Genomic DNA, 15,829 nt, shown 5'->3' with positions numbered 1-15,829 from the left:
ACCCGGGCGTAACGTGGCTGTCACACGCCTACCTTACCTATTGGACAAGCGGGGCCGGGGGCGTCCCACCGGAACGCGGAATTCGGATGATGCGCCATCCACGATCGGGGATTCGTACAGGGCTGCTGCTTGGAGCACTTTTCTTGCTGCTGCTGTCTGTTGCGCCGGCACTTGCGGAGCCCCTTGCCGATCTCGCCGCAAGATTGGCCGGCCTGAGAGGCGAAGTCGAGAGTCTGTCGGAGCAGCTGGCCGACGAAAGCCGCGAGCTTTCGGATCAGCTGCGCTCCTATGCACGCCAGAAGGCGGATCTCGAGCTCCAGCTCGAGCGCGAAAGGACGCGCATCAAGAAGCTCCGCGCGGCGCTGACGACGAAGAGGCAACGCATCGCAACGGAAGCGAAACGGGACCAAGCCTACGGGCCTGTGTTCGAGCGAGGCCTCGGGGCGCTGCGCGCCTATGTGGCAAGCTCGCTGCCCTTCCGCACTCAGGAACGCCTGGATGCGCTTACGAGGCTGCATGAGAGTTTTGAAGCCGGGCTGTTGACGCCCGAGCGCGCGCTTTCCCGATTGTGGAGCTTTTACGACGACGAGTTTCGCATGACTCGGGAAAACGGCCTGTTCCGGCAGGTCATCGTCGTGCAAGGGCACGAGCAGCTTGCCGATGTCGCAAAGATCGGCATGGTGATGATGTTCTTCCGCACGAACACGGGGCAAGTCGGCAAGGTCGATCGCTCGGCAGCGGGCTGGCTCTACCAGCCCATCGACGACAAGCGGCAGGCTCGGCTGATCAACACGCTGTTCGACAGCTTCCGCAAGCAGATCCGCGTCGGCTACTTCGAGCTTCCCAATGCGCTGGTGTCCCGGGAGGTTGCGCGATGAGGGGTGTTGCGCGCGCGCCCGGCGCACGATGGAGCACGTTCGTCGTGTCCTTGGTTCTGTCGCTTTCTTGTGCTGCCGCCAATGCCCAGACTCGCCGCAACGTAGGTTCGTCCGGCGACCGGCTCGAGCAAGCCTACAAACGGGAGTTTGCTTTTCTCGAGGCCGAGAAGCACGCGCTTGCGAAGCGCATCCAAGAACTGCGCAAGCGAGCCGGCGACAAGACAAGCCTGGCAAAGGCGGCGGTCGAGGACCTTCACGGAAAGGTCACTGCTGCATCGCTCGAGGTCGAGCGCATCAGCGAGCTGCTGAGCAGCATCGAACGCGAGGTCGAAGGACTCGACGAGGGGCAAGAGATCATCGATGGCGTGCTGTCTCAAGCCGAGAGCCGACTAGAGGCGGCGGGCGTCCCTCCCGGGAACGCAACTCTGCCAAACGTCGATCAGCCAAACGTCGATCGATCAAACGTCGATCAGGATGCGCAGGCAGCCAGGCTCGCGCGAATGGGCTCCATGCTGAACGAAGCGGGGCGTCTGTTGCGCCTGTACGCCACGCCACGCAAGGTGACCGGCAGCTTCTTCCTGCCGAGCGGCGATAAGGTCGATGCAACCCTGCTGCACGTTGGCAATGTCGCGACCTATGGGACGAGCACGCGCGCAAGCGGAGCGTTGGCCCCTGCAGGCGAAGGCCGGCTCAAGCTGTGGCCCGGCGCGAGCGCGGACGTGGCGGAAAGCCTGGTCGCTGCCGGACACCCCCCCCTGCTCAAGATCTTCCTGTACGAGTCGCTCGATCGAGACGTCGAAAAGAAGCAGGCAAAGACACCGCTTCAAGTCGTGACAAGCGGCGGCTTCGTCGCCTGGGTCATCGTGTGCCTCGGAGGTCTGGCCGCGCTGCTGATCCTATGGCGTATGCTCGCACTGTTGCGTTCTGCGGCTCCCGGCGATCGACTCGTGCGCCGTATCGCCCCCTTGATCGCCCGCGGGGAGATCGAGCAGGCCGTCGCAATCTGTCGGGGGGCCCGCGGAGCTGCCGCGCGGGTGCTCTGCAGCACCCTGCAGAGCCTGCACCGCAGCCGAGAGCAGCTCGACGACGTGATCGCGGAGAGCATCCTGCATGAGACACCGCATCTCGACCGGTTTGGAGCCGCGGTCGTAGTGATTGCAGCGGTCGCACCGCTTCTCGGCCTGCTGGGCACGGTCACGGGCATGATCTCCACCTTTGACGTGATCACCGAGTTCGGCACGGGCGATCCCAGGCTGCTTTCGGGCGGCATTTCCCAGGCTCTCGTCACGACACAGCTCGGTCTGATCGTCGCCATCCCGGCGCTCATCGCCGGCAGTCTGCTGTCCGGATGGGCCGAGGCCATCAAGGACGAGCTCGAGCGCAGTGCGCTGCGCGCAACGAACACGGCCACCAACCTGCGGCAGACTCCGGGAAGCGACAGGCAGGTCGGCTCTACCAAGCCGCCCGGCGACGCCTCCGAGATCGCAACCCTGAGCCCCGGTACCCTGGGAGCGGCCTGATGCCGGCTCAGCTCATCGATGCGCTGCGCACCTACTACGAGCAGGGCGGCTTCGTCATGCCACCGCTGATCGCTGCTGCGTTCTCGCTCTGGTACGCGCTTGGCTACCGCATGGCCACGCTCAGACGCGGCAGCGCCAAAGGCCTGAGGAGCCTCGTGACGCTGTACCGTGGCGGCTCGAAGCGCTCGCCGCGAGGCATCATCGACGCTGCCGTGGTCGATGCGCTGCGTCTTGCTCGCGATGGCGGCGGCCGCCTCCGGCCTCGGCTCGAGGACGCTCACGGGCACATCCGCAAGGAGCTCAAGCGCGGACGCACGCTGATTCGCAGCATCGTGGGAGCCGCTCCGCTGGCGGGCCTGCTGGGCACGGTCACGGGCATGATCGAGACCTTCGACTCGCTTGCGGATGCGGCGCTTTTCACACAGACCGGTGGCATCGCTGCAGGGATCGCGCAGGCGCTGTTCACCACCCAGATGGGTCTCGCAGTGGCAGTACCGGGTCTGATCGCAGGCCAGCTGCTTGACCGGCGCCAACAACGCTTCGAGCAGGAGCTTTCGCAGCTCAGCGACATGTTGTGCGGCGCCGACCCGCTCCAGGCGGCGAGGGCCTAGACCGTGCGGCGCATGCGCAGGAAGGCCGAGCCGGCCAGCAGCATCGAGCTCGCTCCGCTCATCGATATGGTCTTCATCCTTCTGATCTTCTTCATGGTCACCACGACCTTCGTCAAGGACATGAAGGTCGACATCGAGCGACCCGGCGCAGTGAGCGCCGCGCGGGCAACAAGCAAGGCACTGCGCGTGAACATCGACGTGCAGGGCGCGATCTATATCGATGGAAACCCCGTGCGGCCGTGGATGGTGCAGAGCCGCGTGCGCGATCTGCTCGAGGCCGGCACGAGCCAGTCGGTGCTGGTCATCGCCGACAGGCGGGTGCAGGTCGAGACGCTGGTGGAAGTCGTCGACCAGTGTCGGCTCGCCGGTGCCGCGGACGTGGGCGTTGCTACCGAGCGCGAAGCGGGGGGAGTCTGAGGATCCGCCATGAAGCAGCCATCGCTATTCCGTCACGTGATTTCGATCTTGGCCACGGTCTTCGGCGCAGCCCTGGTATTCGCGCTCACGCTGCTGATGAACGAGCTGGGCCAGCCGGGGGGCCAACGCGACGACCTGAGCACCACAGGCTTCAAGGTCGAGCACCGGCCCAAGAAGAGGATCCAAAAGACGGCGCGCTCCAGGCCACGAAGGAGCAGCCGGCGGCGAGCGACTGCGCCGGTTCCCGTGCCCAACCTTTCGTCAGCGCTGGGAGGCGTCAACCTGGACGTACCCACCTTCGACGAAAGCGAGCTGTTGACCGGCACGGACCAGTCCCTGCTCGGCGACGCCAGCAAGCAGCTCGTCATGACCGAGGACACCGTGGACCGCAAACCTCGACCCACGCGCCGAGTACCACCAGGCTACCCGGACAAGGCTCGGCGGCGCGGCATCACCGGCTTCGTGACCATGAAGCTGTTGATCAGCTCCGAGGGCAGCGTCGAGTGGGTGCGCGTGCTCGAAGCACAGCCTCGAGGCGTGTTCGAAGAGGTGGCGCTCGCGAGCGTGCGGCAGTGGCGCTATTCCCCCGCCACCTACCACGGCGATCCCGTGGCCATGGAAGCCACCCAGACGCTTCGCTTCCGGCTCAACTGATCGGCAACCGATCACTCGACCGAGCATGCATGGCAATGGCCACGAAGACCCCGAGCAAACCGGCACCAAAGCCCAGGGGGCTTCCCCGTCGGTTTGGGGCCCGCCAAGCCAGGTCAGCAGTCCCGCGCCGGGTACTGGCGAGTCTCGCGCTCTGCACTGCCCTTGCCTGCACGCAGCACGCAAGCGCGCAGCGAGCCACGCACGAGACCAAGGGTGCAGCCGCGGACCATGTAGACCGCATCGCACTGGCGGCGCGCTTGATCGCCGACCGCCACTTCGATCGGGCCGAGCACGTGCTGCGCGAGATCGACCAGCGAGCACAGACGACAGACCTCAAGAGGGTGCACGCGTACCTGGGTATGGTTCAGCTTCATCGACAGGACTTTCTGGGCGCGCGTGCGAGCCTCATCAAGGCCATCCGCAAGGGCGCCAGCGAGCCGATCGTGCATCTGTACCTGGCTCAAGCGCACTTCGGGCTAAACGACCACCGGCGCGGCTTGCGGGAGCTGGATCGCGCCGGATCCGAGGCCGACAGGGCGCCGGTCTACCGCAAGCGCGCCGAAGCACATTGGGCTCTCGACGAGCCCGCGCGCGCGCTCGCGATCCTGGCCCAGGGATCGACGCGTTTTCCGGAGCGCAAGGAATTCATGCAGCTCGAGATTGCGTACTTGATCGAGCTCGGGCTGTTCCAGGCGGCGGTGGGCTCGGGCAAGCGCTTTCTGGTGCGAAAAGACGTGGCAGCGAGCGACTACCTGGCCATCGGCGAGGCATTACGCAGGGCCAAGCGATTCGAAAGCGCCCGGCAGCTGCTCGAAGCTGCCAGACTGCGTTTTTGGGGCCACTCCAAGCTGAGTGTGCTGCTTGCCCACTGCTATCTGGATGATGGGCGCCCACTGCCCGCAGCCATGATCTTCGAGAACCTGGCGCGCTTCGACGGTCAATACACGCACCAAGCAGCTGAGCTCTATCGCAGGGCCGGCCGCCTCGAGCGCGCTCTGGCGCTGAACGCTCGCATCGCGGATCAGAAGATCAAGATCAAGCAACGTCTGAGCATCCTGTTGCAGATGGAACGCTTCGAGATGGTGGCCGCCATGGCTCCGAGGCTGTCCCGGCTGGACCTGATCACCGACGACGGCATTCGCTACGCACTAGCGTACGGGTACTACAGGATCGGCGAGCTGCAGCAAGCGGAGCATCAGCTGCGGCACATCGAGGAGCCCGATGTGTTCCGCCGTGCCACGCAGCTGCGGCGGGCGATGCAAGCTTGCAGGCGAGCGCAATGGGAATGCAGCTGAGCCGGCGGGCGGCGATGCCCACGTCAACCGCGCAGGGACGAGCTGGGAATACGCACGGATCACGGCTTGCACGGCGTATGTTGGCGGCGCCCGGACTCGTGATCGTCCTGGCTGCCGGCTCGCTGGCCGCCCAGCCCTCACCGTCCTTGCCGCTCGCTCCGGCCAACGACCAGCAGATGTCCGCGCCCTCGTCCACCAGCGCTTCCCAGGCGACGCTGCATGTGCTCGTGTTTCTGGGCAACGAGCCTCTGGCAGGGGCTCGGCTGGCGCTGCAGGACGCGCGCGCCACGACGACGGACGACGGCAGCGCCAGGCTCGCGGCGCCGGCCGGCCCTCACAGCCTCTTCGTGCGCATCCCGTCCGCGCTGAGCGCCGGGACGGAACGCTCTGCGGGCATCCTCGAGCTCAAGGATCTGCGATTGGCCCCAGGGGAGGTGACCCAACTGATCTTGACACTGGATCGTCAGGGTCGGTTGATCTCGAGCGATCTCGAGTCCCCGCGTCGCCCGCACGAAACGCCCGAGCAGGCGCACGCGCTCGGTCAGACAAGGGCGGGTCCTCGGGGCACGTTGCGCGGGAGGATCGTGTCGTCCAAGAACGCTGAGCCCGTGGCCGATGCGAGCGTGTACGTGCGCGGTGTTCCGGTTCAAGCCAAGAGCGGCCCCCAGGGTCGCTTTGCGCTCAGCCTGCCGGAAGCAACGTACAGCCTCTCCATCATTCATGCGGACTTTGGCACCTCGTCCATGGACGAGGTGCGTGTGGTAGGAAACCAAGAAACCGCGCTCGAGATCCGGCTCGATCCGGCAGCGGTTCAACTGGAAGACTTCGTGGTTACCGCGCCCCATATCAAAGGCGGAATTGCCGAGCTGGTACAGGAGCGCCGCGAGGCCAGCGCGGTCGCCGACGTGATTGGCAGCGAGCAGATGGCACGCACCGGCGACTCCAACGCAGCAGCAGCTCTGCGCCGCGTCACAGGAATCACGGTAATCGACGGCAAGTTCATCTACGTGCGCGGCATGGGGGAGCGCTACTCGAGCACGCTCCTGAACGGTGCTCAGCTGCCGAGCCCCGAACCGACTCGTCGTGTGGTGCCGCTGGACATGTTCCCGACGGGTGTGATCGAAAGCGTCGTGATCCAGAAGACCTACTCGCCCGACAGGCCGGCGGAGTTCGGCGGCGGGGTCGTGCAACTCAGGAGCCGGGGAGCCCCCGAACGCTTCAAGCTGAGCCTGACCACGTCGTTGAGAGCCAACACGCAGACCACCTTCCGAAACGGCTGGGGCTACCCCGGAGGCAGGCTCGACTTCCTTGGAATCGACGACGGCACGCGCAGACTGCCTGAGAAACTAAGCAAAGCGACCGCGGACCGTCGCCTGGTGTCCCAAGGACGCTTCGACCCGCCCGGTACAGGCTTCACGGCCGATGAGCTGCAGGCGTTGGGTCGGTCGCTGGATGCCAATTGGCAACCACAGCGGCGAGTGATCCCCCCGGGCCTGGGCCTTTCGGCCTCGGTCGGCGACTCCTACCAGCTGGGGTCGCAAAGCAAAGCAGGGTTCCTGTTGTCCCTGCTCTACGGCGATAACTACAGGACGCTCGACTACAGGCAGGTGCGCTACGTTTTTGGGACCGAGCAGAGTATTCGCAACGATTTTCGCTTCGACGAGACGCGCCGCACCATCAACCTGGCTGCCATCCTCGATGGCGGTTTGACCCTCTCCGAGCAGCATCGGATTCGCGCAACCAGCCTGCTGCTGAGGACGACCGGGGATCTGGCGCGCACCTATGCGGGCCCCTACGGCGACATCGACGGTGCGTTCGTTCGCGCGACGCGCCTGCGCTGGGCCGAACGGCAGCTGTCCGCCCAGCAGCTGGCGGGTGAGCACACCTTCGAGGCGCTCGGCGGTCTCGGGCTGGCCTGGCGCGCAGCGTACAACAGCGCGGATCGCAGCGAGCCGAACCGGCGCGACACGCGCTACGACGAGGAGAGTCGCTCGAAGCAGGGCGAGCGCGTCTACCTGCTTGCCAACGCGAACGAGAACAACCCCAGGCTGTACGCTGACCTCGACGACACGATGTACGATGTCGCGCTCGATCTGACACTGCCCATCCAGACCCGGGCCGGGCTCGAGGCTCAGCTGCGGGCGGGTGGCAGCTACGTTCGTCGAGAGCGCAGCTCCGACGTGCGCCGCTTTCGCCTGGTGGGCATGCCACGAGACGAGTCGCTGCGGGGACTGCCGCCGAATCAGCTCTTCGCGGCGAGCAACATCGGACCGGACGGCTTCGTGTTGAAGGAGGCCACGCAGCCCACCGACCACTACACGGGCAGGCAGCGGATCAACGCAGCGTACGTCATGGGTGAGCTCTCGCTTGCGGCCGGGATAGACGTCATGGCGGGCGCCAGACTGGAGCTCGCGGGGCAGCGTGTCGTGACTTCCGATCCCTTCAAGGTCAATGCCGAGCCGGTGGTCGCGCAGCTGCACAACAACGACCTGTTGCCCGCAAGCACACTGACGTGGCACCTCAACGACAAGCTGCAGGCGCGCCTCGGCTTCAGTCAAACGCTTTCGAGACCGGAGTTTCGCGAGCTTTCCAGTGCCGTGTTCTTCGATTCCATCGGTCGCGTGATCGTCGGCAATCCCGATTTGAAACGAGCCAAGCTCTGGAATTTCGACGCGCGAGTCGAGTGCTATTTCTCAGGCGATGAAAGTGTTTCGGTCGGCGGCTTCTACAAGCGCTTCGACAACCCCATCGAAGAGACCGTGGTGCCGGCAGCCGACCAGCAGTTCACGTACGCGAATGCGCTTGGAGCCACGAACCTCGGCCTGGAGCTCGAGCTGATCAAGCGCTTTGGGATGCTCATGGACGAGCTCGAGCATCTGTACCTGGCGCTCAACCTCACGTTGATTCGCTCGCGCATCGAGCTCGACCCCGAGCTCCTGAGTTTGGCGACCAACCTCAAGCGGCCCCTGCAGGGTCAGTCCCCGTACGTGGCCAATGTCCAGCTCGGCTACGATGACGCGGGCGACGACGGCAGCGGGCTTACGATCGCATTGCTCTACAACGTCTCGGGGCCGCGCATCCGTCAGGTCGGGGCCAACCCCCTGCCTGACATCGTGGAGCAGCCGCTCCACAGCGTCGATCTGATCGTCTCCAAGCGACTGGGCCGAGGCTTCGTCGTGCGCACCAAGGCCCAGAACCTGCTCAACCCCGTGCGAAGACAGACCCAGGGCGGCCAGACTGCGCTCGCCGGACGTCTCGGCGCTCGGCTCTCCGTGGGCTTGGCGTGGTCCTACTGATGAGGTCCCGGTCGCCAGCAGGGTCAAGACCGATCCTGCGACGGGCCGTCGCATGTGGGGAGCAAACCTCTCACAGATAGAGGAGGCCCTGACCGCTCGTCGGAGGCAAACTCCGGGTGCCCTTCGTGTGACGTTTGAGTGAACGCCGCGGCTGCTCTGCGACCTGACGTTGTGCTCCGTTGGCTCCGGGCTAGATTCAGCCACGCTTCCAAGCTGACGTCCCCGATAACGCTTGAACCCAGCAGGAACGAGTAGGCATGGCGCTGCTAGACAAAGACGAACGGCGGGTGGTCACGGGCATCCTGGTCGGTGCAGGGATCGCCTGGATCGCACCGCAGCTGGCTCCGGCGCTGCTACAGGCAGCAAAGCCGCTCTTCAAGGCGGTATTGCGCGTCGGTCTCGTCGGCCTCGACACGGGACGCGAGGTCGCGGCACACGTGCAGGAAGCGGCCAGTGATGCGTGGGCGGAGGTGCAGGTGGAGCTCGCGCGCGAGGCCGGGCTTCCTCCTCAGGAAGTCGAGCTCCAGCAACAGGACAGCCCGGAAGGCGACGCGCCGGAGCCGGCCGGCGCTTCAGCCACCCCGTCGGGCTGACCGATGGCCTCCAAGGCTTACCTCAGGCATCGGATACCCGGCAGGATCCGTTTCGTGCTGCCGGAGCTGCGAGGCGATCGCGAGCAGCTCGAGCGCCTCGCTGCCGAGCTCGATGAACACGCCAGCGTCATTGCTACCCAAGTGAACCCGCTGACGGGCAGTGTATTGGTCGTGCATGAGGGGGAGATGGACGGTATCGCTCGCTTCGCGCGCGAGCGAGAGCTGTTCGATTTCGATCCACGCCAGCGATCGTCCCAGGACGATCCTATCGCCCAGCGCCTGTACGCTCGCGCAAGTGAGCTGAACGACAAGCTCCGCGAAACCACCGGGGGCCAGATCGATCTGCCGAGCTTGGCGTTTCTGTTTTTGGGAGGCTCGGGCGTGCGTCAGGTAGTGCGAGGGGAGCTGCTGCCCGCCGCGGTCACGCTGCTGTGGAACGCGATCGGAGTCGTCCGAAGCGCGAAACCGCCTCGAGCGCCAGGCGCGAGGCCCGAAGCCGGGGCTGCGCGCCCGGCCAAGCCCGCGGACGGCGAGGGAAGTTGGCGGGCGCGTCCACCACAGCGTCCTGCGCCGCCGGACCGGCTGTAGAGCCCCAACAACCTTCGTGATGGGTTAGGCAAGCCAAGCGCTACACAGATGTTCCCTGGCGGTCATCCGATCGTCACAGGATCGGGCTTTGCTAGATTCAGGCTGCTAGAACCAAAAGGCTGCTAGCCAAAGAAGGCCGCCGTATCCGCGAGGGGATGCGAGCATGCAAGAACCTGCGACTAGGCTGCAGATCCGGCTCACCCACCTGGCTCACAATTCCAGCGCCTGCGGCGCCGTGCTCGACTCGTTGCGTGGTCTCGAAGGCGTCGCGCATGCCGTGCTGGATCGCTCCCAGGGCAACCTGCTGCTTCGCTACGACGCAACGCGCACGAGCCCACACGAGATCCTGGGTCGGGTCCGGCGTGCGGGTCTCATGCAACACACCGCCCTTTCGGAGGCCGGCACGACGCCGTCGGGGTATGGTCTCGCTTCGGGCACGGCCTTCAGCGGCTCGGTGCTTTCGTTCACAGCAAACCTGTCGGCGACTGCGCTGCGTGCAGCTGCGACCCTGGTATAGCTCAGCTGGTCTTCAGCTGTTCCGTGAGATCGGTCGTTTCCCAGGGTAGCTCGAGATCGGTTCTGCCCACCTGGCCGTAGGTGGCGAGCCTCGGATAGAATCCGTCCTTGTCGCGTTCCGGCAGATCGCGCAGACCGAGGTCGCGCACGAGGGCGGACACGCGGAAGTCCACGTTACGGCGCAGCCGGCGCTCGAGCTCTTCTTCTTTGATGCTTCCCGTGCCAAAGGTCAACACGCGGATGCTCGCGGGCTCGGCCAGCCCCACGGAGTAGCTGAGCTGTACCTCGCACTTGCGGGCGAGCTCCGCAGCGACGATGTTCTTGGCGGCATGGCGCGCCGCGTAGGCCCCGATGCGATCGACGCGAGAGGGGTCCTTGCCGCTTAGCGCGGAGCTGCTGTGGCGCGCGAAGCCGCCGTAGGTGTCGGTCGCGCCCTTACGCCCCGTCAGCCCGGCATGCGAGTAGGGCCCGCTGTCTACTATCGGGCCCTCCGGATTGATGGCGATGCGCGTGTGCTCGTCGACGCCAACGAGCTCTTGCGCGAAGACCGGGTCGACCACGGCGGCGCGCAGGTCGTCGTAGAGCTTGCTCGGTGTGGGAAGGCCCTTCTCTCGCTGGCTCGCCAGCAGGGTCAGGCTGTGCACCCGTATTGGACGCTGGGCGCGGTATTCCACACCCACCTGGAACTTACCATCCGGCGTCAAGTAGCTGAGCTCTTTCGAGACCCGGGCCAGATCGAAGCGGCGTGCCAGCCGGTTGGCGAGCACCACTGGAACCGGCATCAGCTCCGGCGTGTGATCGCAGGCAAAACCGAACACCGTGGCCTGGTCCAGGGCGGGCATGCAGTTGAGCTCTTCTTCACCGAGCTCCCGCTCATCCCGCCGCTCGACACCGCTCGGGAAGTCGAGCAAGCTGGTTACCACGGTGCAGTCGCGCGCGTTGAAGCGGCCCTCTTCGTAGCCTACCTCGGCGATAACGTTGCGGGCGGTGCTGGCGATATCCAGGCTCGCGTTCGAGCGAAACCGCACCGACGCGAAGAGAATCCCAGCCGAAACCGCGCACTCGGCTACCACCCTGGCGAGCGGGTCTTGCCGGAAGTGGTGACCGACGATGGCATCGCTGACGATGTCGCACAGTTTGTCGGGGTGCCCGCTTGAGACCGATTCCGACGTGAAGACGAAGTCCGTTTGCATGGCGCCGGGCTCTCAGTCGTGGTCGGACGACGCAGCGCTGGCCGACGGCTCGGCACGCCGGGGTCCTGGCTTGCCGAGCTCGTTGAGCAGCAACGGCACCAGGCTGACCGCAACCACCACCAGCCAGTCTAGCCCCCGGAGCCGCGAGGTTCCAAGCGCACTACGGAGGGCGGGCACGAGCTGAGTTAGCGCCGTTAGCCCCAGGCCGCCCGTGACGGCCAGGGGCACGTAGGGGTTGGGCGGCAAGGCCGGCTTGTCCCACAGGCGGTGCTTCGAAGACCGCGCCGACAGGGTGTGCAGCAGCTGTGCCGAGGTAAGGCCCATGAACGCCAGCGTGCCCGCCTGCGGCCCGGAACCGTGGCGATACAGGCCATAGGCGTAGGCGGCCAGCGCTGCGACGCTGATGGTGACGCCCTCCTGGCCCATGCGCCACATTTCGCGTGTCGAAAACATGGGAGCATCGGACGCTCTTGGCGGGCGCCCCAGCACATCCTTGTCGGGCGGTTCCATGGCCAGCGCGAGCTCCGGAAAGATATCCGTCACCATGTTGATCCACAGCAGCTGCATGGGGCTGATCGCTTCGGCACGCCCGGCAGCAACCGTCGCAAAGGTCACCAGAATCTCGCTCAAGTTGGTCGCAAGTATGAAGCGCACCGCCTTGCGGATATCGTCGTAGATCGTACGCCCGTGCTCGATCGCGGCGAGCACAGAGTCGAGGTTGTCGTCGGGCAACACCACGTCGGCGACCTCGCAGGCGAGCTCGCTGCCCGCGGCGCCCATAGCGATGCCGATATCGGCGGCCTTGAGGGCGGGACCGTCGTTGATGCCATCGCCGCTCATGGCCACGACCCGGCCGGCGGACTGCAACGCCTGAACCACCTGCAGCTTGTGAGAGGGACTGACGCGTGAAAAAATGTCGATGCGCTGCGCCAGGGCGCGCAGCAGCTCCGGCGGCAACGCGTCGAGCTGGGTCGAGTCCAGAATCTCGAGCTTTCCGTTGCGACTGAGGCCGATCTGCTTTCCGATCGCGTAGGCGGTCGCGCTCTGATCGCCCGTGATCATCGCGGTTTCGACGCCCGCCTCCCGCAGCTGCGCGATGAGCTCGCCCACCCCCTCGCGGGGCGGGTCGTGCATGCCCACCAGGCCGACCCAGGTGAGCTCGACGGCGTCCAGGTGGTAGCTCCGCACTCCGTTGTGTTCTCGCTCGATGTCAGCGCCCGGCAGGTGCGCACACGCCAGGCCCAGCATGCGCAGCGCGCGCCCGGCCAGCTGCTCGTTGCGTGTCACGAGCTCCCGCCGCATGCCGTCGCTGAGCTCGCTGATCCTCCCCCCCTCGTAGCGGGTACGGCAGCGAGCCAATACCTCTGTCGGTCGTCCCTTGACGGCCACGACCATGCCCTGTTCCCCGAGGCGGCGGTGTACCGTGAGCATCATACCGCGTCCCTCGGCACGCGGTTCGGTGTGCACGAGCGGATACGATTCGCGAAGCTTGCCTACGTCCAGGCTCGCATCCAGCGCCATCTGAATCAGGGCCGATTCGGTGGGGCTGCCATTCAGCAGCAAGACCCCGTCGACTCGCTCGAGCTGCGCTTCGTTGCACAGTGCTGCAACCCGGAGCGTCCACTGCAGGTCCGGATAATCGCTCGGGCTCACCTCCCAGTCGCCGAGCTGGAAACGCCCGCGAGTAAGGTCAAACTCATGCTTGCCGGCGCACACCGCCGTGACGCTCATTTGGTTGTGTGTGATGGTCCCCGTCTTGTCCAGGCACACGACCTGCAAGGCGCCCAGCGTTTCCACCGCACCCAGGCCGCGCACGACGACGTTGCGCTCCTGCATGCGCCGGAGGCCGAGTGCCAAGGTGGTGATGGCAACGGTAGGCAACCCCTCGGGGACCGCGGCAACGGCAAGGGATACGGCCGTCTTGAGCATCTGCGCGAAACCCTGGCCGCGCAGCAAGCCGATCACGCCCACGGCGCCGCAGACGATCGCCGAGCCCACGACCGTCTGAGTCCCGAGCCGTGCAAGCTGCCGGTGCATGGGAGTGTCCGGTGCCCTGACGGTCCCCACCATTTCCTGCACCTTGCCGATTTCGGTCCGCGAGCCGGTCGCTACGACCACGGCGGTGCCGGTACCGCCCGTGACCATGGTGCCACGGAACACCATGTTGCTTCGTTCGCAAAGGGGAAGGGCGTCCTCGCGCAGCGCCCGGCTGTTCTTGAGCACCGGCAGGCTCTCGCCGGTCAAGGCGGATTCGTCCACCGTCAACTGCGTAATGCTGAGCAACCGGGCGTCCGCTGCGACGTAGTTGCCGGGGGCCAGCGTGAGCACGTCGCCCGGCACGAGCTCTTCGGCCGGCCAGGTGCGCGCTTTGGCGTCGCGTATGAGCGCAGCCTCGGGAGTCGAGCGGCGCGTAAGCGCACGAATCGTCCTGTCGGCAGCGCGCTCGGTCGCGTATCCGATGCAGGCGTTGACCGCAACAACCAGCAGGATTGCCGCCGCATCCGCGGTACCGCCAGTGGCTGCCGAGAGCAATGCCGACCCGGCCAGCATCGCGACCGGAACATTGAGCAGCTGGTCGACCAGCACCTCGAACGCAGAGCGCGCGTTGGCTTCCGGCAAACGGTTCAACCCGAAGCGACGTCGCTGTGCCGCGATCTGCTCCTGGGATAAGCCCGAGGTCACGTCGACACCGAGTTGCTCGACAAGCGCAGCCAGATCACGCGTGTGCCAGCAGGGATCGACCGCTTCGCCTCGCACGCGCTGCTTCGCGGCGTCACCCTGGCCGCGCCTCGATCGCCTTGCCGGCCTCGGACACTCTGCCTCCGACTTGGCCGAGCGCTGTACGGGATCGAGCCGCTGTGCCAAATAGAGCCGTCGTACTATATCGAGCACGGCCTGGCGCGCTGTTCGCCCTGCGACCCGCGCTCCCACGCCCGGGTTGGCAGGCCGCCTTTGCCACGCCGCCCGGGCACGCGCCGCCGGAGACCTTTCGAGCTCCGAAGCCAAGCGTAGTATCAGGCGCTCGATCTGCTGGCGCGTCGCCTCGGCGTCGGTCCCCGGATCCACACGCACGAGCACGCTGCACGTGAACACGTTGACGCTCGCCTGCCGAAACGGGGGACGGCTCAGCAGCGCGCGCTCCAGCGGATCCTTGAGATGAGCCGCGCGGTAGAGCGCAGGCACGGCGAAGCGCTGGCGGCCGGCAGCGACGGAACGCAGGGTAGCCCCGAAGCGCGAGCGTGAGGCGCGACCTTTTGGGTTGGGTCGTGAACGTGGTTGGGGCCGCGGCTTTGCGCGAAGCCGTCCGCCCGCATCGCGGGCCCTCGGTCGAGCCGAGGACCACTGCTGCGACCGGTTTGCGGAGTGAGGCTGCGCATCCGCCATGAAGAGACTCGCTAGCGACCGATCTTCCGACCGTCGGTGTGGCTCACCTGGATAACGCTCGGCTTGGCAAAGACTGGCTCATCAATGAGGTTAGCCACTATGGCGAGCCAACGTGGCGCTCACGTCACGTGAATGTGTCACGACGGGCAAGATGTCGTCGTTTAGTATCAGTAGGTACTCTGGCGCCCGAGGTGCGCAGCGCTCGGGATCCCCGTGATCGCGAACCTGTCCCGATGCTGTTCGAGGACTACGAGCAGCTGGTGCGCCACACGGGCAGCATCAGGTCGCTGACAGGGTGCGGTGTGGCGGTGCCGATCAGGGTGCCGTTACCCAGCCGGCCGGACTCGTTGTGGCCCCAGCAGCTGACCTCGCCCGTGCTCAGACGCGCGCACGTGTGCTCGCCACCTGCCGAGATCAGGTTGCCGCAGCCCCGGCAGACACCTCCCTCGTCCACGCGCCCATCGCAGTCGTCGTCAAGCTTGTTGCAGCGCTCCAGCATTGGAACGCACGCGTCCGAAGCCGCATCGGTCCCTGCGTCGTTGCTGCCCGGATTGGACACGCTTGCATCTGCGTCCGTGGGCGCCGCATGCTGACTGCTGCAGCCACTGGACAAGGCGGCGCACCCGGCGAGCGCGCCCGCCAGTAAAGCGGTTGCTAGCCCGCATATGCGGGCGTACCGGAACGAGCGTCCGGCCCCGAGCACTAGCAAACACATCAGCCACGGCAGCTTGTCCGCTCCCCTCGTCCCACCCGCGACGTGGCACCCGCAGCCGCCGGTGCTCGCGGTCGCAGGCGACCCAGCCGGGTTCTTGGCGTCGCCCGGTACTCGAGCATCACCGCCGCGGCCAGCGCCGCTGGACGCGACCGAAGAAACAGCGTCAGCG

Annotated in this window: 12 protein-coding genes and 1 pseudogene; 10 read left to right on the top strand and 3 right to left on the bottom strand. The window is 66.1% G+C overall.

The window, feature by feature from the left end; all coding sequences use genetic code 11:
• Positions 1-86 precede the first annotated feature (86 nt).
• The 10 genes from MJD61_09580 (at position 87) to MJD61_09535 (ending at position 10,369) form a co-directional block, all read left to right on the top strand.
• Positions 87-878 carry a DUF3450 domain-containing protein gene (locus tag MJD61_09580; protein ID MCG8555520.1) on the top strand — a complete coding sequence of 264 codons (792 nt, stop codon included), beginning with the start codon at positions 87-89 and terminating at the stop codon, positions 876-878.
• Positions 875-2,398 carry a MotA/TolQ/ExbB proton channel family protein gene (locus MJD61_09575; GenBank protein MCG8555519.1) on the top strand — a complete coding sequence of 508 codons (1,524 nt, stop codon included), beginning with the start codon at positions 875-877 and terminating at the stop codon, positions 2,396-2,398. The genes MJD61_09580 and MJD61_09575 overlap by 4 nt, the downstream gene beginning before the upstream one ends.
• A complete protein-coding gene (locus MJD61_09570) occupies positions 2,398-3,009 on the top strand; it encodes a MotA/TolQ/ExbB proton channel family protein (protein ID MCG8555518.1) in 612 nt (203 codons plus the stop codon). The genes MJD61_09575 and MJD61_09570 overlap by 1 nt, the downstream gene beginning before the upstream one ends.
• Positions 3,010-3,021: 12 nt before the next feature.
• Entirely contained in the window at positions 3,022-3,426 is a 405-nt protein-coding gene (locus tag MJD61_09565; GenBank protein ID MCG8555517.1) for a biopolymer transporter ExbD, read from the top strand.
• Between the two features lie 9 nt (positions 3,427-3,435).
• A complete protein-coding gene (locus tag MJD61_09560; protein MCG8555516.1) occupies positions 3,436-4,080 on the top strand; it encodes a TonB family protein in 645 nt (214 codons plus the stop codon).
• A 35-nt stretch (positions 4,081-4,115) separates the two neighbouring features.
• Positions 4,116-5,375 carry a hypothetical protein gene (locus tag MJD61_09555; GenBank protein MCG8555515.1) on the top strand — a complete coding sequence of 420 codons (1,260 nt, stop codon included), beginning with the start codon at positions 4,116-4,118 and terminating at the stop codon, positions 5,373-5,375.
• Positions 5,376-5,452: 77 nt separating this feature from the next.
• Entirely contained in the window at positions 5,453-8,671 is a 3,219-nt protein-coding gene (locus MJD61_09550; GenBank protein MCG8555514.1) for a TonB-dependent receptor, read from the top strand.
• 257 nt (positions 8,672-8,928) lie between these two features.
• On the top strand, positions 8,929-9,264 hold the full coding sequence (locus MJD61_09545) for a hypothetical protein (protein MCG8555513.1): 336 nt from the start codon (positions 8,929-8,931) through the stop codon (positions 9,262-9,264).
• A 3-nt stretch (positions 9,265-9,267) separates the two neighbouring features.
• Positions 9,268-9,852, top strand: a complete 585-nt coding sequence (locus tag MJD61_09540; protein ID MCG8555512.1) for a hypothetical protein — start codon at positions 9,268-9,270, stop codon at positions 9,850-9,852.
• 163 nt (positions 9,853-10,015) lie between these two features.
• The gene (locus MJD61_09535) at positions 10,016-10,369 is read left to right on the top strand and encodes a hypothetical protein (GenBank protein ID MCG8555511.1); all 354 of its coding nucleotides are present in this window, start codon (positions 10,016-10,018) and stop codon (positions 10,367-10,369) included.
• Position 10,370: 1 nt separating this feature from the next.
• Here the strand turns inward: MJD61_09535 and metK are convergent, their stop codons facing one another.
• From metK to MJD61_09520, 3 genes and pseudogenes are all read right to left on the bottom strand, one after another.
• The gene (metK, locus tag MJD61_09530) at positions 10,371-11,561 is read right to left on the bottom strand and encodes a methionine adenosyltransferase (protein ID MCG8555510.1); all 1,191 of its coding nucleotides are present in this window, start codon (positions 11,559-11,561) and stop codon (positions 10,371-10,373) included.
• Between the two features lie 12 nt (positions 11,562-11,573).
• Positions 11,574-14,744 (bottom strand): cation-transporting P-type ATPase, encoded by a 3,171-nt coding sequence (locus MJD61_09525; GenBank protein ID MCG8555509.1) that lies wholly within the window; start codon positions 14,742-14,744, stop codon positions 11,574-11,576.
• Between the two features lie 520 nt (positions 14,745-15,264).
• Positions 15,265-15,360, bottom strand: a pseudogene (locus MJD61_09520) (RCC1 domain-containing protein).
• Between the last annotated feature and the right edge of the window lie 469 nt (positions 15,361-15,829).

It is taken from the genome of Pseudomonadota bacterium, assembly GCA_022361155.1.
GTDB lineage: Bacteria > Myxococcota_A > Polyangia > Polyangiales > JAKSBK01 > JAKSBK01.
The sequence above is the reverse complement of the archived record's forward strand: the minus strand, read 5'-3'. Positions and strand labels throughout refer to the sequence as shown.